The organism is Fictibacillus macauensis ZFHKF-1 (assembly GCF_000269865.1).
In the GTDB taxonomy this organism is placed as follows: domain Bacteria; phylum Bacillota; class Bacilli; order Bacillales; family Fictibacillaceae; genus Fictibacillus_C; species Fictibacillus_C macauensis.
On the sequence record NZ_AKKV01000030.1, the window covers coordinates 194689 to 217850 of the forward strand.

The 23162-nt window shown below is 40.7% G+C and carries 20 protein-coding genes; 9 read left to right on the top strand and 11 right to left on the bottom strand.

Annotation, left to right across the window (positions count from 1 at the left end):
* Positions 1–171 precede the first annotated feature (171 nt).
* The 5 genes from A374_RS14180 to A374_RS14200 all read left to right on the top strand — a co-directional run bounded on the left by A374_RS14180 (position 172) and on the right by A374_RS14200 (position 5571).
* Positions 172–471: an SdpI family protein gene (locus A374_RS14180; protein WP_162098300.1), complete on the top strand. Its 300-nt coding sequence runs from the start codon at positions 172–174 to the stop codon at positions 469–471.
* A gap of 628 nt (positions 472–1099) precedes the next feature.
* Positions 1100–1498, top strand: a complete 399-nt coding sequence (locus A374_RS14185; protein ID WP_007202919.1) for a (deoxy)nucleoside triphosphate pyrophosphohydrolase — start codon at positions 1100–1102, stop codon at positions 1496–1498.
* 176 nt (positions 1499–1674) lie between these two features.
* Positions 1675–3375 (top strand): molecular chaperone HscC, encoded by a 1701-nt coding sequence (locus A374_RS14190; RefSeq protein ID WP_007202920.1) that lies wholly within the window; start codon positions 1675–1677, stop codon positions 3373–3375.
* Positions 3372–4928, top strand: coding sequence for a tetratricopeptide repeat protein (locus tag A374_RS14195; RefSeq protein ID WP_007202921.1), 1557 nt, complete (start codon positions 3372–3374; stop codon positions 4926–4928). The genes A374_RS14190 and A374_RS14195 overlap by 4 nt, the downstream gene beginning before the upstream one ends.
* Before the next feature lie 19 nt (positions 4929–4947).
* Positions 4948–5571 carry a DUF1266 domain-containing protein gene (locus tag A374_RS14200; protein ID WP_007202922.1) on the top strand — a complete coding sequence of 208 codons (624 nt, stop codon included), beginning with the start codon at positions 4948–4950 and terminating at the stop codon, positions 5569–5571.
* Between the two features lie 511 nt (positions 5572–6082).
* Here the strand turns inward: A374_RS14200 and A374_RS14205 are convergent.
* A complete protein-coding gene (locus A374_RS14205; protein WP_007202923.1) occupies positions 6083–6844 on the bottom strand; it encodes an SDR family NAD(P)-dependent oxidoreductase in 762 nt (253 codons plus the stop codon).
* Positions 6845–6964: 120 nt separating this feature from the next.
* Between A374_RS14205 and A374_RS14210 the strand changes: the two genes are divergently transcribed.
* Together A374_RS14210 and A374_RS14215 are read left to right on the top strand one after the other, a co-directional pair.
* Positions 6965–7372 carry a hypothetical protein gene (locus tag A374_RS14210; protein WP_007202924.1) on the top strand — a complete coding sequence of 136 codons (408 nt, stop codon included), beginning with the start codon at positions 6965–6967 and terminating at the stop codon, positions 7370–7372.
* A gap of 98 nt (positions 7373–7470) precedes the next feature.
* Positions 7471–9813 (top strand): right-handed parallel beta-helix repeat-containing protein, encoded by a 2343-nt coding sequence (locus A374_RS14215; protein ID WP_007202925.1) that lies wholly within the window; start codon positions 7471–7473, stop codon positions 9811–9813.
* An 83-nt stretch (positions 9814–9896) separates the two neighbouring features.
* Here A374_RS14215 and A374_RS14220 read toward each other — a convergent pair whose 3' ends face one another.
* The 10 genes from A374_RS14220 to A374_RS14265 form a co-directional block, all read right to left on the bottom strand.
* Complete coding sequence (locus A374_RS14220) at positions 9897–11066, bottom strand: SEC-C metal-binding domain-containing protein (RefSeq protein WP_007202926.1); 1170 nt, start codon at positions 11064–11066, stop codon at positions 9897–9899.
* A 116-nt stretch (positions 11067–11182) separates the two neighbouring features.
* A complete protein-coding gene (locus A374_RS14225) occupies positions 11183–11806 on the bottom strand; it encodes a hypothetical protein (protein ID WP_007202927.1) in 624 nt (207 codons plus the stop codon).
* A gap of 109 nt (positions 11807–11915) precedes the next feature.
* Positions 11916–14354: a DEAD/DEAH box helicase family protein gene (locus A374_RS14230; RefSeq protein ID WP_007202928.1), complete on the bottom strand. Its 2439-nt coding sequence runs from the start codon at positions 14352–14354 to the stop codon at positions 11916–11918.
* Positions 14351–14677 (bottom strand): nucleoside triphosphate pyrophosphohydrolase, encoded by a 327-nt coding sequence (locus A374_RS14235; protein ID WP_007202929.1) that lies wholly within the window; start codon positions 14675–14677, stop codon positions 14351–14353. Before A374_RS14235 ends, A374_RS14230 begins: the two co-directional genes overlap by 4 nt.
* A gap of 98 nt (positions 14678–14775) precedes the next feature.
* Positions 14776–15345 (bottom strand): hypothetical protein, encoded by a 570-nt coding sequence (locus A374_RS14240; RefSeq protein WP_007202930.1) that lies wholly within the window; start codon positions 15343–15345, stop codon positions 14776–14778.
* A 14-nt stretch (positions 15346–15359) separates the two neighbouring features.
* Positions 15360–15872 (bottom strand): hypothetical protein, encoded by a 513-nt coding sequence (locus A374_RS14245; protein ID WP_007202931.1) that lies wholly within the window; start codon positions 15870–15872, stop codon positions 15360–15362.
* Positions 15873–15969: 97 nt separating this feature from the next.
* Entirely contained in the window at positions 15970–16659 is a 690-nt protein-coding gene (locus tag A374_RS14250) for an ABC transporter ATP-binding protein (RefSeq protein WP_007202932.1), read from the bottom strand.
* Complete coding sequence (locus A374_RS14255; RefSeq protein ID WP_040340599.1) at positions 16659–17723, bottom strand: ABC transporter permease; 1065 nt, start codon at positions 17721–17723, stop codon at positions 16659–16661. The genes A374_RS14250 and A374_RS14255 overlap by 1 nt, the downstream gene beginning before the upstream one ends.
* A 76-nt stretch (positions 17724–17799) precedes the next feature.
* Complete coding sequence (locus tag A374_RS14260) at positions 17800–19179, bottom strand: sensor histidine kinase (RefSeq protein ID WP_007202934.1); 1380 nt, start codon at positions 19177–19179, stop codon at positions 17800–17802.
* Positions 19176–19853, bottom strand: a complete 678-nt coding sequence (locus A374_RS14265) for a response regulator transcription factor (RefSeq protein WP_007202935.1) — start codon at positions 19851–19853, stop codon at positions 19176–19178. Before A374_RS14265 ends, A374_RS14260 begins: the two co-directional genes overlap by 4 nt.
* A 173-nt stretch (positions 19854–20026) precedes the next feature.
* Between A374_RS14265 and A374_RS14270 the strand changes: the two genes are divergently transcribed.
* Entirely contained in the window at positions 20027–21430 is a 1404-nt protein-coding gene (locus A374_RS14270; RefSeq protein WP_007202936.1) for a TcaA 3rd/4th domain-containing protein, read from the top strand.
* A 246-nt stretch (positions 21431–21676) separates the two neighbouring features.
* Entirely contained in the window at positions 21677–23113 is a 1437-nt protein-coding gene (locus A374_RS14275) for a TcaA 3rd/4th domain-containing protein (RefSeq protein WP_007202937.1), read from the top strand.
* The last annotated feature ends 49 nt before the right edge of the window (positions 23114–23162 follow it).

Here is a 23162-nt window from a genome sequence, read left to right on the forward strand (position 1 = left end):
ATGTAAACGTTTAGATTTTATTCAAATTTTGTTTTTGTAATAATTTACCTTTCGTGGTATTCTGAACATACGTATATGATCATAAGGGAGTGATTGGATTCAATGGATCTTATTATTTCGTACTGTACTGCTTTTCTAATGCCTTTCGTAATGCTCGTTTTGAGCGGTTTCATGAAATGGAAGTCCCCAAAGCACATTAATGCCTTCTACGGTTACCGAACGGCCCGCTCCATGAGATCTCAAGAAGCGTGGGATTATGCTCAGCAACTACTCGCCTTGTATACATTTCGGATTGCTCTACTCTTAACAGCTTTAAGTACACTTACACTCGCGTTCTTGCCCTATTCCATCAATGTCATTACACTAAGCAATTTAGGAATGGGAATGCTAGCACTCTTTATCCCTATCTTCCTGATTGAAAACAAACTTAAAGATTTCAATAGCTTGCCGATCACAGAAGAACATCATTAAGCATGGTAAGCGGCTTACTCGTCTCTTTTTAGCGAAGTAGTCCGCTTTCCTTTTTTGTGTACATACTGCCACCCAAAATGTAAACGTTTAGATTTTATATTTGCTGTTACTTTAACATGAAATTTATAAAATGTAAACGCTTACTATTTTAGGTTTTGGTGATCTATAGTTTCTGGATGATTTGAAGTATTTATAGAAATCCCTATTTTCCAGCCTCTTCTTAAAAAAATAACCTGGTTTATTTCTTTCTCATGTAACTTCCGAACCTGGATAGCAAAAAAGCTAGAATCATAACAATATATATAATAATGACAGTAGAAACCCGATCAACAAGTAAATGATAAATGATCGGTGCTAGTATTAACACAATAATCAGTAGAAGTACATCACTACTCCTATCTTGATAGCCTACGTCTGTGATCGCCATTGTAGGTGGTAAAATCGAAATATATGGTTTGATACACGAATTATAAATCCTTTTTGTATACATTACCAACAAGTGCTTTGCTTTTTTTATGCTCGTCTGCTTTTGCTTCCGTTCCTTTTTTGCGAGCTTCCTAGATTCGGATCAACAAAACCACTATGATAAAATAAACGGGCAATCATTACATGTTATTGGAGGACTAAAATGAAGAAAAAAATAAAAGTGGTAGCAGCTATTATTGAAAATGAACAGCGCGAAATTCTTTGTGCACTGCGTTCGCCATCTATGTCGATCCCTAACCATTGGGAATTTCCTGGTGGCAAAGTGGAGGAAGGCGAAGATCTTTTTCATGCGATTACACGCGAAATTGCGGAGGAGCTTCAGTGTGACATTGAGCCAATCGAGCTATTTAATGAACATACGCATGAATACGAAAGTTTTATCATAGAACTACTTTCTTTAAAATGTGCGTTAAAAGACGGCACACCTGTTGCTTCAGAACATGCTGCTCTTCTTTGGTTAAAACGAGAAAGCTTACACTCGTTGCAATGGGCCCCTGCAGATATTCCCGCGGTTAACGACCTACAGCGAGAACAACAGTAACCCTCCCACATCGAAGTGAGGTGATAACCCCACTTCTCCTCTCATTACTATTCTCACGTGACATTAGACTCAAAAATAACCAATCAAAGAAAATACAGTAGAATGTACTTAAATTTGGAAATATATCATTATATAATGAAACTATTAGTAGTAGAGATGAATCAAGGGGGATTTACGTGACAACGATCGGTATTGATTTAGGAACATCTAATAGTCTAGTAACCTTTTGGTCTGATAGTGGGCCACAAATTATTCCTAACGTTCTTGGCGAACACTTAACGCCTTCTGTCGTTGGTGTCGATGACAATGGTCATATTTTAGTTGGACAAATAGCGAAAGAACGCTTGGTTACCCATCCACACTTAACAATCGCTGCTTTTAAGCGCCATATGGGATCGAGTAAGCAGTTTCAATTAGGAGAACATCAATTTTCACCTGAAGAACTCTCTTCTCTCGTGTTAAAAGTACTAAAGCAAGACGCAGAAGCTTATTTAAAAACAGAAGTGAGTCATGCCATTATTAGCGTACCCGCTTATTTTAACGATCAACAACGAAAAGCTACAAAGCTTGCTGCAGAATATGCGGGTTTAGTCGTTGATCGCCTCATTAGTGAACCAACCGCTGCCGCGATTGCCTACGGCGTACACCAACATGAAACCGATACGAAGTTTCTCGTGTTTGATTTAGGTGGTGGTACATTTGATGTGTCCATTCTTGAGTTATTTGAAGGGGTTATGGAAGTAAAATCGATTGCTGGAGATAACTATCTTGGCGGTGAAGACTTTACAGAGTTAATTGCTCTTCATTTCTTGAAACAACTTCAATTAAAAAAAGAACAACTACAGCCAAAGGAGCTCTCTTTGTTGCTAAAACAGGCAGAGCAGTGCAAGCAAGCATTAGCTAAACAGACAGAAAGTACTGTATATCTTACTTACGATGAAAAACAAACAGCTGTTACCATTAACCGTGCTCAATTTGAAGAGCTTTGTAAGCCATTAATTTTACGTTTACGTCAGCCCATTGAACGTGCCTTACGTGATGCTGGTATGCATGCAAGTGAAATTCAAGGTATGATTCTCATTGGTGGTGCAACGCGAATGCCTATAATTAAACAGACAGTAAGTCGTATTTTTGGACGCTTACCTTTCTTTACTCTTCATCCTGATGAGGCTGTCGGTTTAGGTACATCCGTACAAATTGCCCTAAAAGAGCGTAACGAAGCGCTACAAGAGCTTATTTTAACCGATGTATGTCCGTATACTCTAGGTACGAGTGTTTCCAAAAATGTAGACAATATATCGTATTCTTCAGGACATTTTCTGCCCATAATTGAACGAAATACGCCAATACCAGTAAGTCGAGTCGTACAAGTCTCACCCCTTCATGATCAACAGCAATTCATAGAGATTGATGTGTATCAAGGCGAAAGTCGTCTCGTTGAAAATAATATAAGAATTGGTGACTTTAATGTTACCCTTCCAAAAGGAAAAGCAACACAAGAAACGATTGATATTCGGTACACGTACGATATCAATGGTTTACTGGAAGTAGAAGCAACGGTCGTTAGTACAGGTAAAAAGGAACGCCTTTTTCTTCAGCAAAGCTCAGAAAACCTAACAGAAGAAGAAATGGTTGCACAAATTGAAAAATTAAAAGCAATTAAAATTCATCCGCGGGAACGCACAGAAAATCGTTTGTTAATTGCACAAGCTGAGAGAATTTATGAAGAATTACTCGGTTCTGAGCGAGATTATGTTGCTCAACTCATCTTTCAATTTGAACAAGTACTTGCTTCTCAAAATGAACAGCTCATTCAAAAAAGTGCAGCTCAATTTAAGGAGAAGATACATGAAATAGCAAGTCGGCCAATCACATGAGATCAACCTGGGCTATTTTAGGTATTGAACCAACAGACGACCTTGTTTCTGTAAAAAAAGCGTATGCAAAACAACTGAAACTGAACCATCCAGAGGATCATCCAGAAGGTTACCAAAGACTACGGGAAGCTTATGATTATATTACCTCCATCATAAAAAAACAAAATGGTACAAAACGGGACACTAATTATGAACCACCATTAGTGCGCCAACAAGAAATATTACACGAAGAGTTCGTGGAGGAACACCAGCCCACTCAAGACTTATCTGCTCTCATAGAAGATGTTCGCATAATAGAACAAGATACAATCGATCAGCAGATACCTATACGCCTACAAGAACAGCTACAAAATGAGCAGGTTACATCTCAAAATGTTTCTGTTCTTATTGAAGATACTCAGATAGAGAACGTACTAACATTTAATGAGCAACTTGATGTTTTTATTGAAGCAATAGCAACACTATATGGTGATTTTCAATCTCGAATTCGTCAAGATGCTTGGCTGACATTACTAAATGATGACGTGTTTTGGAATTTAGAAACGAAGCAACTTGCTAGTGAAGCTCTCTTTGATTTTCTATTAGAAAATCGTTTTATACCAAAGTCGATTTGGCGCTTACTTGATCAGCAACTTGCCTGGAAAGAATTACTTGAAGAGGAAGACTATCATTTTGACGAAGAGTTACTCGTCTATTATGAACGACAGATTGGACTGTTCCCAGACTTATCGTATGAAGATATCGCTTCTGCAACAAACCTAGACTACGATCACTTTCTATCGCTTCGAGAGGATGCTTTTGATGCTTTTATTACAAGCGACTTTACGAGCGCACGTAAGCTTGCTCATGAAGCGATGAATCTTTTTGCAAACGATCGCAATACAAATCGATTACTCGGTCACTTATATGAACGACAGCAAATGTATGAAGAAGCCATTTATTACTTTCAAAAAGCAATTGCGGTTGATCCTATGGAATTGGAAAGTAAGCTCAGTCTACTTACGTTGCTCTTAAAAACGAAACGTCAGCCTGAAACGCAGCGTACACTAATTCATGATGTCATTGAAAAGTATAACAGTCATATAGCTGTTAATTTGCTGTATGCAAAGTGGTTACATCAACAAGGGGATCTAGAACAAGCACGAACAACGTATAAAAAAGTACTAGCTGTCGATCCCTTTAATAGTGAAGCAACGATCGAACTTGCTTCTATCCATCAAGATATCTTGCAATCCAACGAGCCGTCTGTTTCCGCAAGCTTACAACGCGAGGCACGCAAAGAACTTTTTTCTCGCTCAAAGCTTCATACGTTTTTCGCCTTAATTTATAAGCAATTAAGTATATCAACGATCTTTGCCTACATTCTTGCCTTGTGGGGGGTTGTCTGGTTGATCAGTCTAGTGATGAGTTTCACCGAAGAAAATATGAACATTTCTCGCTATATCTCTCAGTATATTTTACGTCCTTCATTCGTCATGATGATTGCAACGTTTTTCTCATGGCGTTATATTTACCGCAAATGGAAAGAAATTCTGTTTCCGCTTCACCAATAACCATAGAAAGGAAGGATCAATGGTTGACCATAATGATTACTATCGCGCAATCGCGTATATGGCCCTCTTTACGGATGAAGCTCTAACGTTATCCTTAAAGTATACAAAGAAGAAAGTAGCCAGTCGTCAAATAAAAGAATGTTTAAAAAAGATGAATATTTCTTCAGCAGAGAAAAAAATCGGCTGGTTTATACACAACGGCTTTCGTTCTCGTTATCATGAATTAGATTTGTATTTTCGTACTATTACAGAGCAGGAACGTGACGAATACTTTCAAATTATTCCAGAAACACAGCTTCATCAAGCATCGTTCGTTCGGAGCCATCTTTATAGCTTACCTGGTCATACGGTTGCCGCGTTCGACTATAGCTTGGCGATGCTGCTCACTCAGTACACACTCGATAAAAAAAGAATATCCCGTAGTGAGGCATTTTCATATCAAAAACAAATTGTTGAACTAGTACAGCAAGGATTTGCTAGTTGGGAAGAGTATATAAAATCCTTTCTTGTCGGTTATTGTTTCCATTTTGAAATTTCACAAAAGGAGCATTCTAGACTCGTTAAAGGATTTACAAGACTACTAAGTTCACCTAGTAGTCCCCTGCACACTCTTCCATTCCATAGTTCTCTTAGCCTTGTGTAAAGAAGAGGCTGGGACATAAACGGCCTTAACACATAAAAAATGGCTTCATCATTAATTTTGGTGATAAAGCCATTTTTTTCATGTCGCTCGTTAGTTTGAGTTGAGGGTTGTCCGGCGTATGTAAGCTGCCACCGAATGCACCAAAAAACGGAGTAGGATGCAAGCTCTTCTGTAATCGCGCGCAGAAGCCCTCGATTCGCGCGCAGACCAGGTCCGTTCGCGCGCAGCAGCCCTCAATTCGCGCGCAGACCAGGTCAATCGCCTCCAACAGCGGATGTAAGGGATGATCAATAGAGCAAATGGAGAGATAATCTCGTAAATACGTTCAAAAATAAGAAGAACTAGTGTAAAAGATCCTCAATAATTGCGAAAAGAGTGTAACGCACAAGAGATTCTAGTTTGCGCGTAGATCAGATTCATTCGCGCAGACCAGATCCGTTCGCACGCAGCCTAAGTCCATTTCCCTGCATGCGCCATTAAAACAGGAAGTATTATGTCCCACGTCCTTCCCTTATTTGCCGCGCTTGACGTACGGATAGCGTGGCGATTGTAAATGAAATTCATACGTTTCGCCATCGACAAGCCCAACAACCGCGTCAGTATGATCGTATAACTCCATTAAAAATATGGCCATTTCTTTTGCAGTATGGTATTTTGCAAAGCCTTGTTCATACTGAAACTCGTCTAATTCTAATGCTCGCTTAGCAAATTCTGTTTCCGTAGCTGCCGGTGCTAACACTTTTGCTTGTAGTTTGGCACCTTGCTCACGTAACTCTTGTGCTAAGCCTTCGGTAAAGGCACTCACATAAAATTTCGTCGCACAATACGTAACAGCTCCGCCTACAATAACATAGCCACCTCCTGAAGACACATTGATTAGCTGTGAACCTTCAATATCTCCATAATCCGCTGCATATAACGTAGAAAGAATCGTTAACGCCTCGATATTTAATGCCAGCATACTGCTTACTTTCGTTAACCGTTGTTCACGAACGGTAGAACGGTCACCAAAGCCCGCATTGTTCACCCACGTTTCTACGTGTAAGTCACGCACACTTTCATACAAGGCATACACTTGCTCTTGATCACTTAAGTCTGCGACACGAATTTGAACATCCACCGCTGGATACTTTGTCTGTATTTCCGTTTGTAACTGCTTCAATTGCTCCTCACGACGCGCAACAATGACAACATGCTTTCCACGTTTTGCAAATTGTAAAGCAGCCTCATACCCAATTCCTGAACTAGCACCAGTAATCACTACGTAATTCATTACAATCACTCCTTTTTTATAGTCCAATTATAAAGGCTCGTTTGCACTCAAAGGCAAGCCCTAACATATACTTTTTATAAGAAACGCTTTGTTCTACCGGAAAGTGAGGTGTTGTTTAAAATGGAATGGAAAGTTGCCTACGGTCGCAGGATTTGTGGTTTCGTATTTGACTGTGCCTATGTTCAACAACTGCTTTGTCAAATCGTAACCGATCTCAATGTCTATTTACTTCCTTGTGGCCAATGTGCCTATACAAATGGCAACAGCATTATTTGCCCTGACTGTATCATTACCTATAAATTTAGAAATAAAAACCGTGAGATGGTCTTTAAAAAGTATTCGTGCGATAAAAAGCAACTCCTTCTAACTTGTACAATTATTTGTGGTCCAAGCGGCCTTTTTTACTGCAGCTGGACGACCAATCCTTATCTGGAATTCACTATAGACTTATTTAATGATGCGATTGCTTTTTGTTTATTTCCTGAATTATTTGGGGAACCGCCTGAAGAAAATCAACCTCTCCTATAGGAAGCCATTTGAGTGGCTTCCTATAACTTTTAGCCCTGTTTTCTACTAAGCGCTTTTGTTTATAATACGAGTAGAAACTAGAAACGGAGGCTACTCATTTGAAAAAAATAATAACGCTGGCTAGTGTAGCGATTATGCTCAGCGCAACACTACCGCTCTCCACGCAAAGTTATGCCAAGCCCGATGACCACACCTTAACGATCACCACCAATACTACGTTATCTCAGCACATCAATGCATACGACAGCTTACATATTCAAAGAAATAAGGTACTCAATATAACGGACGGCCGTCTCCTCTTAAAAGGCGATGTTCGTAAGCAGCTTACATCCTATATTCAACACAAACAGCTTACCGCCTTCGATCGCATTGGCACGATCAAGCTTGCCTACGATCAAAAGCAAAAAGCAACCTTTGTGGAAGCGACACCTACACCTCAAAATAAAAAGCTAAGCCTCGCGCATCCTTTTACCTTGTCCGGCGGGACGATGGAACTGTCGAAGCTAACGCTTGCTAAAAAAGGTAGACTTACGATCAAGCGCGGTATGATTGTACTAAAAGGCAATAAAACCGCTGAAGTACAAAAGCTTATTGCTGCTAAAAAGCTATCTGCCTATGATGGCAAAGGAACAGTGCTTAATCAGTATGTAAAAAAAGAGCATGTCACTATGATTACAGCAACCGCCCATCCTGGTCCGTTAAAAGAAGGCAGCATTGACATTAAAAAAACGCTTCGAGTGACGCCAAGTAACTCTTTTACAGACATACAGCGCATATTGAATCAAGCAAGTAAAGAAGAAGGTGTCAAAGTGGTATTTGCGCCAGGAACGTACCGCTTACAAGCACCACCCTCTAGTAAACAACCGTATTTCACCATTTCCAAGGCGCGTAATATGGTGATTGACGGCAGCGGTGCTCATCTTGTCATGACAAGCCCGAAATTGGCTTTTCTAAAAATAACGGATAGTCATAACGTTTACGCTAAAAGATTTACAATCGATTACGATCCCCTTCCGTTTACACAAGGAACAGTATCAAACGTCACGAAGCAAGCATTTGAAGTACAGCTTGACAAAGGCTTCCCGATGCCAGCAAAAAGTAAGAAATCTTTGTTTTATTTAAAAGATAAAAAAGAAGCAGGCTTACCGAAAGCCTACGCTCCAAACAGTCTATCGTATCGCTCTGCTACGAAACTAGCAGACAATACGTATAAAATGAATGTAACGAAAAAAACGTTACAATCGGTTACAAAAGGCGATCGCATTGTGCTAATGGCGCGCGAGGATGGTAATCCTGTTTTTTCCGTGCTCACGAGCAATGGTGTTACCTTTCAAGATATGACGATTTATGCAGCACCAGGTGCCTCGTATTCGCCTCGCCTTAGCGAGCGCGTAAGTTTATTACACTGTAAAGATGTCTTAAAAAAAGGACGCATACATGTAACCGGTGCAGATGGCGTCTTAACGCCCCAAAGTCATACAGGCTTATGGATACAAGATAGCACTTTTGAAGCGGTTGGTGACGATAACCTAATCGTTAAAAACGCTGGTGCCCTATTAAAAGAAGTAAAGAACGAGCATACATTTGTCTTAATCGGTCGCCCACGTGAAGGCAATTCTGTGTTTCCACCGCTACTGCTTTCGCCAAAAGACACCTTTAGAATCTATGATCCTAAAAAAGATAACGTAACGCACTCTGTCACTGTGCAAAGCGTTTCACAACAAAAAGTAAACAATCATATTGAATATACGATTACAACGAAAGAGCCAATTACCGATTCACTCGATGTGTTTAGGGAGGGATCGAACTTTTCAAAGCAACAAATTTGGTACAACGACGCTACGGCTAATGCTCACTTTGTCTTTAAAAATAATGTGATTAAATACGCGCGACGTTATGCGATGGCGATTATGGGCAATGATGGTCTGATTGAGAATAACTACATTTATGCATCACAAGCAAATGCCATTTCACTCCATAACGACGGTCTGTTTAACGGCTTTGCACCAAAAGGAACGCTCATTCGCTACAATACGTTTCTAGATAATTTCAGAGCACAAACGACAAAGTTATCTAGCTTTGCTGGTACAGTTGGCGCTGCCATTCATAAAGTACCTGAAGAAGAGCAAAAAAATGGCCACGAAGGCTTATCTTCTTTTGAAGGCATCCAAGATGTTGTACTTGAACGCAATACATTTCAAGATTGGCGCTACTATAATGCCCTCACCATTCGCAATGCAAACAACTGGATCGTGAGAAAGAACGCTTTTGTAAATACACTACAAACAAAGCTTCCTAAAGGAACGCAGCCACTTCCTATAGCCATTGACGTGGACACTTCATCACAGCTATTATTTGCTAACAATACCTTTAAAGACGCACGTCATCAAACGCCGATCCGCATTCATCCTACAACGACAAAACAAATCGTCGTGCACTAAAAAAAAGAGGGCATTCTCACAATGAGAGTGCCCTCCTTCTTGCTATATAAACAAGGTTCCGTTAATCTACTTTGTTTTTTATTTTAGCTCTTCCCACAACATTTTTTATATTTTTTCCCGCTTCCGCAATGACATAGCTCATTTCTTCCTAGTTTAGGTTGAAGTGGAATAACATTGGACGGTCTAGATATCGGGGGAGCTGAGGACGATACTTCATTTGGTGAGTGTCCTTTTAGCACCCATTTTGGCGTACTATTATTTAATTTAACGATTAAATCCATTAGACCGTGCAATTCTTCTACCGTTTCAAATTCTATCATGTCTTGAAGAATCGCCATTGTTTGTCCAAGGGGTTCATCCTTTTGTGCACTTTCCATAATATCCATCATTACGAAGTCTAGTTCTTTGCCAACAAGACCATAATTTTGCTTCAAATAGGCATGGAGCGCATAAAATGCAGCTGTTTTTTCCACATAGTCTTCTTTTCCTGCTTGCATAAGTTGATGCTTTGTAAATGGACGGTACTCAAGAGAGCGACGTGACGCTTGATCATTTAAAACAGCCTCCGTCTCATCCGCCGTCAAAAAGCTATAATGATTACCGACGTCTTCAATGATTTCATAATAGGCGCTACCAAATTCAATCGCTTGAAAAAAGTGAAGCACTTGTTCGATGGGGCCCATCAATTCGTTGAGATAGCGAAATGCTTCAAATTTTGAGATCACACCATAGTAGTACAGCATGCCTTGTAGGCAGAGAATAAACTCTTGATTCTTTTTTAAGCGTTGACGCAAGCTTGGACCGTCAATTGCTCTTAGCGCGTCACAAATTTCCTGTGGAATATAGTACATTGGTTGCTCATTTTCAATGATTCCATATACGATTCCCATGTTATTCAATACGTCTCCTTGACCAGGGGAGAACTGCTTTAACGATGACTTCCCATTATGTTTTACAATTTTCAGTAGTTGTTTATACGTGTCAAGATCCATCCTTTGAACAGCTTGTAAAACAAGACTTGGCAATTGTTCTGCTAATGTTTCTGAAAGCTCTTTTTTATTGAATGAGGATGCACCAGGAATTTGGTGAAACCTTCGAATATCTTGTAAATCTGCTTTTGTGTATGCATTTAATACTTCTAATAACGAAGAATGTGCAGGAATGTTCTTAAATAACTTCATATGTTCCTTCATCATTCGTTCAAGGTGTGCCTCTAACTTTTCTACTTTTTCTTCAAAAGTAAGATCATTCATATAATCACCCTCCTTGTCTAACACTCTTCTCTCATCATACTTTTACTCAAGAGAAAAGTCACTTCAAACAAAAAAAGCCATGCAACACATCATGTGCTCCATAACTTTTCTGAGGTTTAAAACGATCCCGTTGGTAAAAAGAGAGCTGCTGTTAAAATACGTCCATCGATGGTCGTAATCGCACCATTCGGCAACACACCGCGTATGCAGCATGATTGTTCATCAAATGCTAGCACGGTAAAGGCAACTGGTAATACGTTAATAACGATTCGGAAGGTAGTGCCAATGCGCAGCGTAGCAAATACCGAGCATAAGCATCGTTGTCTCATCATAAAGCCAGGTACGCCTGGTCCATTGGTCAGCTGTGCGAGCACAGCGGCAATGACACGTTGACGCAATTCTAACTTAAGTTGTTTTCGTGCAGCGCTTCGCAAGGCGGCGAATTGAATGCCTTTTTTAATAAATTTTCTATTTTGCAGTTGACCTTCTGCAAGGTTACGAAAGGCGGCAAAGCGTCTTTTCGTTCCCTGTTGCGAACGATCGAGATCAATTTCTGCTGGTAGCTGCGCTCTGCGCTCTGCAGTATTAGCCGCTACTTCGGCGATAAAATGACGTTCTAGTCCGTTACAAACAGACGTTAATAGCTTTTCTTTACTGCGCAATTCTCGTTTTTCTTGTCGCCTTGTTGCAAGCGTTACTTGACTGTTCGACTCCAGATTCAAGTTGGTTTGTGAAGTCATACGGCAAAAGCCCCTTTACACAATCTCCCCTATAGAATATGCGCTACTAGTATATGTACGAGCAACTCTCTTCGCAAGGGATAAAGGCACACTTTTTAGAGAATCGGTATTAGTTCAGATGCAATTCTCCACCTTTTCGTTCAAAGTGTCGATGTAAGCGATATTCACATATTTGTAACGTCCACTCGTGGAGAAGTTCTTTATATGAAGAAGCACCTGCAATCGTAATGGAAAATCGACCGTCTTCATAGGTTACAAAGCCTTTCGAACTTCCACTCCATTTCGTCATCGGCATCGTCGCTATTAATGAGCTCACTTGCTTCTCATCATAGGTTGCTAGTTTTTTTGCCCACGCATGTGAAAAATCAATGTTTTTACGATAGTTCTTTGCCGTTAAATAGCGATAAAAGTAAGGTGCGACCTCACGCGGTGTTACTGAGTCTAACCAATGTGTTACTCCACGTTGTAACATATAGTGAAGAACGACCATCTTATAACTTTTCGACATGACCGTTTGCTCCACTTCCGCTAACCATGATTCATAGCATGCAAAGGCCGCCTTTTCCGCTTCGGTTGCTTCCTTAGCCCATACTAAAAATGCAACATACGAAGAGAATTCCTGCCGATATGCATGGCTCGGTTCTCCGCCAATGAGATGAAGCTCTACATATGTCGGACGTCTTCCTAGTTCTTTTTTCACTTCATAATACGCAGCAAGGAGCTTTTCCTTTCGAGGCTGCCGCTTTTTCTTTAATTCTTCTAATAACGCAATCGATTGCAAATCGACGTGCCATTCACAGTGCAGCGGCAGCGTTGGCAGTACACCCGAGATTCCTCGTTTTTGTGCATCAGCATCACGTTGAAACAGCTGAAGCTTGTAATCCACATTGCGGTAGTTACCAATTAAATCGATTATGACACACTTTTGCTTATCATCATGTAACCGCAGACCACGGCCCATTTGCTGTGTAAAGACGGTTAACGACTCGGTCGGACGAACGAATAACAACGTATCAACGGCAGGAATATCTACACCTTCATTAAACAAATCAACAGTAAATATTACATCGAGCGTTCCTGCAGCTAGTTGCGCAATCGCTTCCTGCCGAGAAGGATGTCTACTTTTTGAATGTAAACTGACGGTATTCCAGCCTTGTTCATTCCAGTAGTGAGCTAAATAGTCCGCTTGTCGGATCGATGAGCAAAAAGCAAGCGTGCGTGTTTGTTTGTATTTTGTCCAGGCATTTAGAATGGTTTCAGCTCGATCCCTACGCAATTGCACATGTGCTAACTGTTCTTCATCGTAACGATTGCCAAGCCACGTAATGGCGCGATAATCGATATCATCATACACGCCATAATAATGAAAAGGCGCTAGCCATTGCCGTTCAATGGCTTCTAAAAAATGGAGCTGATATGCAACGTTCCCCTCGCATAACGCATAAACGTCTTGCCCGTCTAAGCGATCGGGTGTGGCGGTTAAGCCGAGTAAAAAGCGCGGTTGAAAATACTCAATTACTTTACGATACGAGCGTGAGGCGGCATGATGAAATTCATCGACGATAATTAAATCAAACGCATCTCGTGAAAACGTGTGCAAATGCTGCTGCATGCTTAGCGTATGAATCGAAGCAAAGACACAATCAGCCTGGAAATTCTTTTCCTTACTATAGTAGAGACCTGTCGTTTTTTCCGGCAGTATATGATGAAACGATTGCTGCGCTTGCTTTAAGAGTTCTTCACGATGAGCAAGAAACAGAACCGAGGAATACTCTTGCGCAAAAAAAGCGGCAAGATACGTTTTTCCTAATCCGGTTGCCATCACAACCATCGCTTTATTGTACCCTTCAAGAGCGGTTTGCCTTAGCATAGCAAGCGCTGTTTCCTGAGCTGGACGCGGTTTCTGTACATCATACACCACAGCTCGTTCTGAAATGATTTCCACCTCTTGCTCCAATTCATCTGGCAAGGTGAGCGCTTCTTCTTCACTCTTGCTAAATTGTTGTGCTAAACCAGGATACTGTCTGTGATGATTGTCGTATCGTTCTTTATACTCTTTTAGTCTCTCGGCATTCATCTCAATCGTATGCTCATGATGAAACGTTTGCATAAAAAGGTCTAACGCTTCTTCGTAAAGCGCAAATTCACCGTGATCGTTCACAAGTAAATTCCATTCTACAGCGTTCGTTAAGGCGGCTTGTGATAGATTCGAAGAGCCTACAATCAATACACCTTCTTGAAGACTTTTTTGCACTATATAGGCTTTAGGATGAAAGGATTTGCCGTTGCTTTGAAACAATCGAATTTCGATAGCAGGGTCGATTGCTATTAACGCTTCAAGCGCTTCTGGCTGCGTTACGAATAGATAGTCACCTGTGCAAATCTTCACTTCCGCTCCGTTCTCAATGGCCTTTTGAAGCAAAGGGGTTAAAACACGCACGCCCGACTTCATAATGAATGAAGTTAGGATGTAGATGGACTGAGCTGTCTCCATATGCTGCGCTAGCTTGTCTTTAAGTTGGCTCGTTACTAACTCAATGCTGCTCATTTTTCATCAACATCTATAAGAAATACTTTTTCTAAAAAACCCCCACGCTTGTCCGCCTTTTCCTTGCGAACGGCTTCTACTTCTGCAAAGGAAACACCGTGAACGCGAGCAAGTGCATGCATAACTTCTAGTAAATCGGCCAACTCCTCCACCGCTTGTTCATCGGTGGTAGCTTGTATGTATTCTTCAAATTCTTCATAGCTTTTCTTTTGCAAAGCTTCACGATATTCATTATCATCTACTATTTTCGTACGACACGTTTTACCGGATTGTTCAATAATAGCTGGGATCCGATCGCGAACGAGCTTATGATAAGTTGGCATGTTTTTCCCTCCATATGTTGGTAACTCACATTATACTAAAGAGCGCCACGTAACAAAAGCACGTTATCGCTTAATTGTAGACGATAACGTGCTTACTATTAGTCTTGCGAAAGCATGGAGGAATGCGATGTATTCGGATCATATCCGTTAAAGCCAAAAAGATCATTGAATGAAGCGATCACATCGCGCTCATGATCAATAATGTCTAACTGGTACGCAGGATGGTGCGCTAACAACGTGCGTTTCTCTTTTTTCGTAAGAGGTTTCGCAACGGCTTGCTTGAACACTACAGAATACGCTAGCTCGCCATCACTAGCTGTTGGACTGACGATTGGCGAAGACCCCTCTACTTGAACAATTTTACTCACTTGCTTTGGATAGAGAAGCGCAAAATGCATCGTTTGCTTGCCGACTGTCAATCGCTTATATATGTCTTGATCAATCTGATACTTCATTTTATAGACAATGGTTTGTTGTTTCGTATCATACCGCGATTGAAAGCTAACGATAGAAAATTTAGGTGGGTGTAGTTGATTTTCTAGCGAAACATTTTTCGTTACTACTGAGACATCCTCGGAAGATGGTGCCGTTGTTACGCGCTTCTCTTCGCACCCTCCTAATAAACCGACGAACAGAACGACAACGAATAAAAAGCACTTAACCCTCATAATAACCTCCGTCATTAATCTAAGCGCACTTTGTCGCTCCATGTTTTATATGTGTAGGTGGCTGAAACAGTTCTTCCATCCGTTGCTTTACATGGCGGAGCAATTTTATAACGTGTGCCTGTTGATTTGACAAATTTGTCACCCGCTACTAAATTCCAGCGTCCTTTTGGAACAGACCATGTGACGGTGACCGTTTTCGTATGATTGTAGCCATAGCCTACATTTGCACTTATTTTCGCGCCACTCATTAACGTTTTAAACTCGTATTCTCCACCAAGTGAAACGGTCGCTTGATGACTAATGGCAACAGATCGCGATACAGTATCGGGTGTGCTCGTCGGATTATTCGCTTCATGCTCAAAATCCGTCCCCTTCCACGTCGTATGCTTTTCATAATCAGTCACATACGTGCCAACCTCAGGACAGGATGCACTTCTTTGTTCTTCTTTCGCTTCCGTCACTGTAAACGGAACCGTCAACCCAATAAGACCACATATACTGAACATGCACAGTTTCATAAAACGCAACGCAGATCCCTCCCTTAAATAGTAATTTACGTATCTCTTATTTCTATGTGACCCTATAGAAAACCCTGCCTTTTTTTACTAAAAGGCAGAGTTTTCTTTACGAGCTTAGCTGTTCTTTTTTCAGCGTACCATCTTCCATATAAAGTACGCTATCACAAAGATCAAGAACGCGATGATCATGCGTAACCATGATGGCCGCTTTGTCACGTAGCTTCACTTCATCGGCAATCATTTGTACAACTTCCCGACCGCGCACAGCATCCAGACTTGCTGTCGGTTCATCCGCAAGCAGCAGCTCTGGATCATTCATCCAGGCTCGAGCAATGGCGACTCGCTGCCGTTCTCCGCCCGATAACTGTTCTGGAAAATGATACATCCGGTGTTGCAGTCCAAGACGTTGCAAGAGACGATCCGCCCTTGTTTGTACTTCTCTATTGTTACTCTTTTCAAATTGAGTAACGAGTACTAACTGATCACGAACGGTTAAATAGGGTAGTAGATGGGCGGATTGAAACACAAAGCCAATGTGCTTGCGGCGCAGCGCTGTTAATCGTTGTGCGGAGGCTTGTGACACATCTTCACCAGCAATGACGAGTGTGCCGCTACTCGGTGTAAGCAGTGCACCAGCCATCGATAGAAACGTACTTTTCCCACTACCTGATGGACCGACAAGCGCAATAAATTCGCCAGCCTTTACCTCTAAGGAAACGTTGCGAATCACCGAAACGTGTGTCGTTCCCTCTCCATATTGTTTCGAAATGTGCTCCATTTTCAGCGTCGTATTCATTAGTTAGCCCTCCCAATTGCCTCAATAGCATCCACTTTACGCACGGTATTTAATGATAAGAGTGAGCCAAGGATCGCCACTGTAATCAATAAACCACAACAGCTTAGCAATAGAGTCGGCGTTACGTGAAACGGCATTGTTGAAGGTAATAGTGCTCCCGTTAGCAACGTTAACCCTACTCCAATCGCTACACTAAAAGAAGTTAACAACAACACCTGATACAAGATGCTTCGCGCTAAGTAACGCGTGGTCGCTCCCATTGCTTTTAAAACGCCGAAATGACTCATTTTTTGGAGCGTCAGTACATAAAAGAACACACTGAGTACAAAGGCTGAAATGACAAACAGAAATACAATCATCATCGTCAGGGAACCTTGTTCTTCTTTATAGCCAGGCACACTTTGGACAATCTCTTCTTTTGAGGCTTGCTCTACTCCTTTAATTGAAGGTAAATGAACAGCTGTACGAAGAGCGCCCGCATTCCATGACACCTTCGCTCCAAATAGACGATGCCACCCTTGTGTTGTCATATGCAGAACAGGGGCGTGACTAAACAATTCGTTTTTTGTAAAACCAACGAGCGTCATTGTTTTGCCAGTCATCGTTTCTACGAGAACATCGCCAAGCATGAAACCATGTTCCTTGAGAGAGTAATCACCAACGACCTCATTGGGACGAAGATGGGTAACAGCTTGCCCTTCTTCAATAGTAGGCGCGAGAAATTGTTCAGGATCAATAGCCATCAAGGTACTATCGATTTTCTTTTGACTGCCTTGTTGTTTCACGCTCGTCATTCTCAAGCCGAGCGGCGTAACGTCTTTCGTTCGCTGCAGTTCATGCCATTGTTTTTCTGTAAGCTGCGATGATTGTAAGCGCTGGTCGCTATTTTGTGCCACCACGAACGACGTTGCCTTCATGTGTTGAATAGAGGAAACATTGTCTGCTTGCAAACCATTCGCTAGCCCTGAAACGAACAATACGAGATACGCTAATAACACCATAATAAAACCAATTAATATAAAGCGTGCTTTTGCATGCTTCATTTCTTTCCAAGCAAGAAACATCGATGGATCACTCACTTTCTATTTAGGATTCCCCTTTATCATAGAAAGTGTTTATGAACAGAAAATGAACAGAACGTTACATTTTCGGAAGTTGAATGGATACGGTCGTCCCTATGCCACGCTCGCTTGTAACAGCAATCGATCCGTCATGCAAATCGATTATTTTTTTTACAATCGATAAACCGAGGCCACTGCTACCGTCTGACCGATCTCGTGCCCTATCTGCTTTATAAAATCGCTCAAAAATGTGCGTAAGATCACGAGCTGCAATTCCAACACCCGTGTCCGCTATTACGACATGTACCGTCGAAGCAGTAGCGGAAACGCTCACAGAAATCGTCCCCCCAACAGGCGTATGGCGAATGCTATTCAGGAGAAGATTTTGCCATACTTGATGCAATAGCTTATGATCGCCATACATGTACAGAGAAGGCACCTCTACCTCAATCGCAAGCTCTTTTTCCTGCCAGCTCCATTCGGTCATCATGAGTACTTCTTGTAGCTGAGCACCTAAATCAAACGTTGTCTTTTCAATGACGTTCTCTTCTTTTTCAAGCGAAGCAAGCAGCAATAATTGCTTACTAAGCTGCGATAAGCGGGCGCTTTCCTTTTGGATAATAGCTAAATAATGATGCCGTTGGTCAGCTGTTAGATTGTCGGACTGCAACGTCTCGGCAAAGCCTTTAATAGACGAGAGCGGAGATTGAATTTCATGAGATACGTTGGAAACGAACGTTTGACGCATGTCTTCTAGCTGCTGCAGACTGCGTGCCATACTCGCAAAGCTTCTTGCTAACGTACCGAGTTCATCTCGTCTATTTTCTTGCAGGGTAATGTGGTAATCACCGGTTGCGACCTTTTTCGTTGCCGCTGTGAGTTTGAGAAGCGGCTTAACGAGAAACCGACCACTGATTGCTACGAGTACAATGCTTAACAAAATAGTAAGCAGTAAGATGACCGAAAAGAATATCCGCATTTCTCCAAATTGCATTTCAATATTCGGACGCAGAAATACTGCATACCTTTCCTTTTTTACCGTAACAGGCACGCCAATACTATTTTGCAGATCATTATCAAAAAAACCAGTAATAAATGGCGTGGAAGGAAAGGCTGCAATGCCATGATACACCGTTCCATTTTTCACCGACGTTACAATGTGTGAAGCAAGCTCTTTTTCTCGAAAGGCACCACCATAAAATCTCCCGTTTCCTTGTCCATCTACGACATATAATTGATAACCTGTCTGTGCCATATGCTCAAAGTAAGAGGAAGGCTCTAACTCTTTATGAGCATCAACGTATTGCGCCATCTGCTGCGCAATCTTCGTTACTTTCTTATCGTTATAAGGCTTCAAACTGTTTTGATAATATCCATTAGCTAGAATGAAGGCTAACACACCACTTAACAGCATAACGAGAACCGTAATAACAACGATGCGCACATATAACGTCTTCATAAAGACCCCTCTTGAAGCTTATAACCTACGCCCCGCACCGTAAGGATCGTAAAAGCAGACGTTTTGGCTGAAAAACGCTCACGAAGTCGTTTAATATGGACATCAACGGTACGATCATCACCTTCATAGTCAACACCCCACACGCATTGAATGAGTTCATCTCGTGTAAAAATACGTCCTGGATAACTAGCTAATTGAAAAAGTAACTGAAATTCTTTACGTGGCAGTAGCAACTGCTTATCACCAATACGCACATCAAAGCGACGGCGATCAATCGTTGTATCTCCTATAATCAGTTTTGTTTCAGCGACTTTTTGATACCGTCGCAATAAGGCTTTCATTCGAAACAGTAGCTCCTTGATTTCGAAAGGCTTTGTCATATAGTCATCCGTACCAACTGCAAAGCCTTTCTCTTTATGTACGAGCTCATCTTTTGCTGTAAGCAGTATAATTGGCACATCGTACACACTCCGAATTTCCTGACAAAGTGCATAGCCGTCTTTTTTTGGCATCATAATGTCAACAACCGCAAGCTCAATAGAACCCTCCATAAGAAGCGTCATTGCCTCTTCACCGTCACATGCTGTCTGAACGCCATATCCAGCCTCTTGCAAATGAAACGTTAATAATTCACGAATATGAGGGTCGTCGTCTGCTACTAACACTTGAATCATCACAATCACCTTTCTCTTCTGTTTTCTTTCTACTATCATACACAATTTCACGTTTTGGAACGCTGTAGAACAAAAGACTCATTTTGAAGTAAATGTAAAATAATCCATTCTTTTTAATTTCACAAAGCTATAATTAGTATGTTGAAAAGTTTTGTAAAAAGGGGTAAATGACCATGAATTACTGTAAAGAATGTGGCGCTGAACTACCAGACGAGGCAAAGTTCTGTATGAATTGCGGCGCTCATAACGTAGTTGCTTCTGCTAAAAAAACGCCAGCACCACAGGCTGCTCCTTCATTCTCGGCAACGTCAGATATGAAGAAAAAGCAACCTAAGAAGAAAAATTTCGGACTCATATGGCTACTTATTTCCATGGCTATCGTTCTCCTATTCACCATCGGCGGCTTTGTTTTCTACAAAGTAATGGAGAGTCAAACTGGGCCAGAAGTTGCCATTAAAGAGTGGCGTGTCGCAGTTAAAAACAATGATACGGAAAAAATAAAAGACTTGCTCAATGAGTCTCAATCAAAAACAAAAGCAACGACAGAAGATGCGAAAAGCTTTATTAAACTCGCAAATGAAGATAGCTTCCTTGCAAAAGAAATGAATGAGTTACAAATGGATGCCGTTAAATATGAAGGCAGTGCAACCATCGCAGTTGCCCGATCAGCAGAAGAGGTCCGTTGGTTCTCACTAGAGAAAGCAGAAAAAAAAGCGTTCTTTTTTGATACATACAAAGTGAAAGTAAAGCCTGTAGATGTGTATATACACGATTACTACGACGCTGAGCTTACATTAGATGGCCATAAAATAAAACTAGATTCCGATGGAATTTTACCAGCCGTTTTGCCAGGCGCGCATAAACTAAATGTTCATTACAAAAGCAAATACGCCAATCTCTCAAAAGATTTTGACCTTCCTCTAACACAGTTAAAAGAAGGAAAAGTGGACATGGAAGTTAGTCTTCCGGCAAATTACTTAGATTTTAAAACAGACACGCCAGATGCACATATTGTTCTAGATGGAAAAGATACGGGTGTTTTAGCTACAAATAGCGAGGATTTAAGTGAAATTCCTACCGACGGAACTTCTAAAGTTTATTTAGAAAAAAAAGTAGGAAAGAAAGTGATCAGAAGTAAAGAAGTACCAATTAGAGATCAAACACTAGATCTCCGCATTGACTACGAACCGTTATTTAAAGAAGGCATGAGTAAAAAAGACAAAATTGTTACGTTTCTAAAAATTTATATGGCGGGATTTGCTAACGTAAAAACCTCGGCAATGAATAAGAATGACCATTCCTCTTTAGATCTGTATTTGGAAGATCATTCACCTGCTGATAAAACAATGGAAAAAGCGGTATTTAATGCTCATACAGATGAGCAAAAATTACAACTAACATCGTTTAAAGTAGATAAAATCGACACGCCAACTAAGAAGTATCTTCGTGTGAATACCATTGAAGAATACAATTCCACGATTGCAGGAAAAAAGCGTAAAATTAAAGAAAAACTATCCTATTATATCTCAGAAAAAGACGGAATCTTAAGCATTCATGAAATAACCCCAACGAAATAATACGCAAAAAAAGAGCTACTTTCATCGAAGCAGCTCTTTGTTATTACCATTTTAGTAGAACATCAATCGCTACGAAAACAAGAAATGTACTCTCTTTTTCAAACATCATAGTAAAAAGAACCCATCACTTAAGACACCCAACGAAAGACTCATTTTGAAGTAATTGTAAAAGAAACCATTCTTTTTAATTTTTCATATTGCTATACTTATTTTATTCAAAAGACTTGTCAAAAAGGAGTAAAAGGGATGAATTTTTGCAAAGAATGTGGAACCGAACTACCAAAAGGTAAAAAGTTCTGTACGAACTGCGGCGCACATAACGAAACTGTTTCAGTAGAGAAAACACCACCAAAAGTGGAAATGCCTGCCTCACCATCGCCACCAGCTGTTCCTTCATTCTCTGCAACGTCAGAAATGAAGAGTCAACAACCAAAGAAGAAAAAGCGTGGACTCATGTGGCTACTCATTTCCATCGCTACCGTTCTCGTTCTCGTCATCGGCGGCATTGTTTTTTACAAAGTAATGGCTGGGCAAACAGGACCAGAAGCTGCCATTAAAGAATGGCAACAAGCCATTGATCACAATGACCCAGAAAAAATAAAAGATTTGCTAAATGAATCACAATCGAAAACAAAAGCAACAACAGAAGATGCGAAAAGCTTTATTAAGCTCGCGATTAAAAAAGATAGCTTCCTTGCAAAGGAAATCAGTCAATTAGAAAAAGAAGCTGCCCTTAGTAAAGGAAGTGCAACCATTGCCGTTACGGGTTCGGCGGATGAGCACAAATGGTTATCACTAAAAAAAGATGGAAAAAAGGCGTTCTTTTTTGATACATACAAAGTGAACGTTAATCCTGTTGATGTAGAAATATTCGCAATGCATGACTCCAAACTAACATTAGATGGACGATCCGTAAAACTATCTAAAGATAGTATACTTCCGTCAGTCCTTCCTGGTGAGCATAAGGTAAAGGCTACCTATACAAGTAAGTTTGCAAACATCTCTGAAGAATTTGACCTTTCCCTTTCAAAATTAGAAAAAGGAAAAGCACGCTTAAATGCTTATCTTACTAAGGCAGATTATTTACGATTACGCAGTAACATTCCAGATGCCCATATTTTCATTAATGGAAAGGACTCTGGCAAGACCATTATGAATCAAAGGGAAATTGGTGCACTACCAAGTGACTCCACAAAAATTCATCTTGAAAAAACATTTGGAAACAAAGTACTGAAAAGTGAAACGGTAACATTAACAAACTCTTCATCCAAAGAACTATTAATAGACTACAAGCCTCTCATTAAAAAGGGAGATAGCAAACGCGATGAAGTTATAAAGTATTTAAAACTATACATGGACGGCTTTGTAAAAGTGAAAACAGCCGTTATAAATCGAGATCAAATGATCAATTATGAAATCTATGCTGACTACAAATCACCTGCTTACAAAACAATTAACAATGCTCGTAGTGATGCACTAATGGATAATCAAAAGCGCAAATTGTTACACTTTAAGGTAGATAAAATTGATGCCGTTAGCAAGTATGTTCGCATTAAAACCATTGAGGAATACGAAGTAACAACCGACGGCAAGAAAAGCAAAAAGAAAGAAAAATTAACCTACTATCTTAAAGAAAAAGATGGGCTAATAAGTATTTACGAAATCTCACCTACTAAAAAATAAGCATACAAGAGCTGCTTCGATGTTACCGAAGCAGCTTTTTTTCCATGTT

Bases quoted from the DNA above. Each gene is read 5' to 3' on its own strand.
- A374_RS14180 (WP_162098300.1), top strand. From the start codon at position 172: ATGAAATGGAAGTCCCCAAAGCACATTAATGCCTTCTACGGTTACCGA.
- A374_RS14185 (WP_007202919.1), top strand. From the start codon at position 1,100: ATGAAGAAAAAAATAAAAGTGGTAGCAGCTATTATTGAAAATGAACAG.
- A374_RS14195 (WP_007202921.1), top strand. From the start codon at position 3,372: ATGAGATCAACCTGGGCTATTTTAGGTATTGAACCAACAGACGACCTT.
- A374_RS14200 (WP_007202922.1), top strand. From the start codon at position 4,948: ATGGTTGACCATAATGATTACTATCGCGCAATCGCGTATATGGCCCTC.
- A374_RS14205 (WP_007202923.1), bottom strand. From the start codon at position 6,844: ATGAATTACGTAGTGATTACTGGTGCTAGTTCAGGAATTGGGTATGAG.
- A374_RS14210 (WP_007202924.1), top strand. From the start codon at position 6,965: ATGGAATGGAAAGTTGCCTACGGTCGCAGGATTTGTGGTTTCGTATTT.
- A374_RS14220 (WP_007202926.1), bottom strand. From the start codon at position 11,066: ATGAATGATCTTACTTTTGAAGAAAAAGTAGAAAAGTTAGAGGCACAC.
- A374_RS14225 (WP_007202927.1), bottom strand. From the start codon at position 11,806: ATGACTTCACAAACCAACTTGAATCTGGAGTCGAACAGTCAAGTAACG.
- A374_RS14230 (WP_007202928.1), bottom strand. From the start codon at position 14,354: ATGAGCAGCATTGAGTTAGTAACGAGCCAACTTAAAGACAAGCTAGCG.
- A374_RS14235 (WP_007202929.1), bottom strand. From the start codon at position 14,677: ATGCCAACTTATCATAAGCTCGTTCGCGATCGGATCCCAGCTATTATT.
- A374_RS14240 (WP_007202930.1), bottom strand. From the start codon at position 15,345: ATGAGGGTTAAGTGCTTTTTATTCGTTGTCGTTCTGTTCGTCGGTTTA.
- A374_RS14250 (WP_007202932.1), bottom strand. From the start codon at position 16,659: ATGAATACGACGCTGAAAATGGAGCACATTTCGAAACAATATGGAGAG.
- A374_RS14255 (WP_040340599.1), bottom strand. From the start codon at position 17,723: ATGTTTCTTGCTTGGAAAGAAATGAAGCATGCAAAAGCACGCTTTATA.
- A374_RS14260 (WP_007202934.1), bottom strand. From the start codon at position 19,179: ATGAAGACGTTATATGTGCGCATCGTTGTTATTACGGTTCTCGTTATG.
- A374_RS14265 (WP_007202935.1), bottom strand. From the start codon at position 19,853: ATGATTCAAGTGTTAGTAGCAGACGACGACCCTCATATTCGTGAATTA.
- A374_RS14270 (WP_007202936.1), top strand. From the start codon at position 20,027: ATGAATTACTGTAAAGAATGTGGCGCTGAACTACCAGACGAGGCAAAG.
- A374_RS14275 (WP_007202937.1), top strand. From the start codon at position 21,677: ATGAATTTTTGCAAAGAATGTGGAACCGAACTACCAAAAGGTAAAAAG.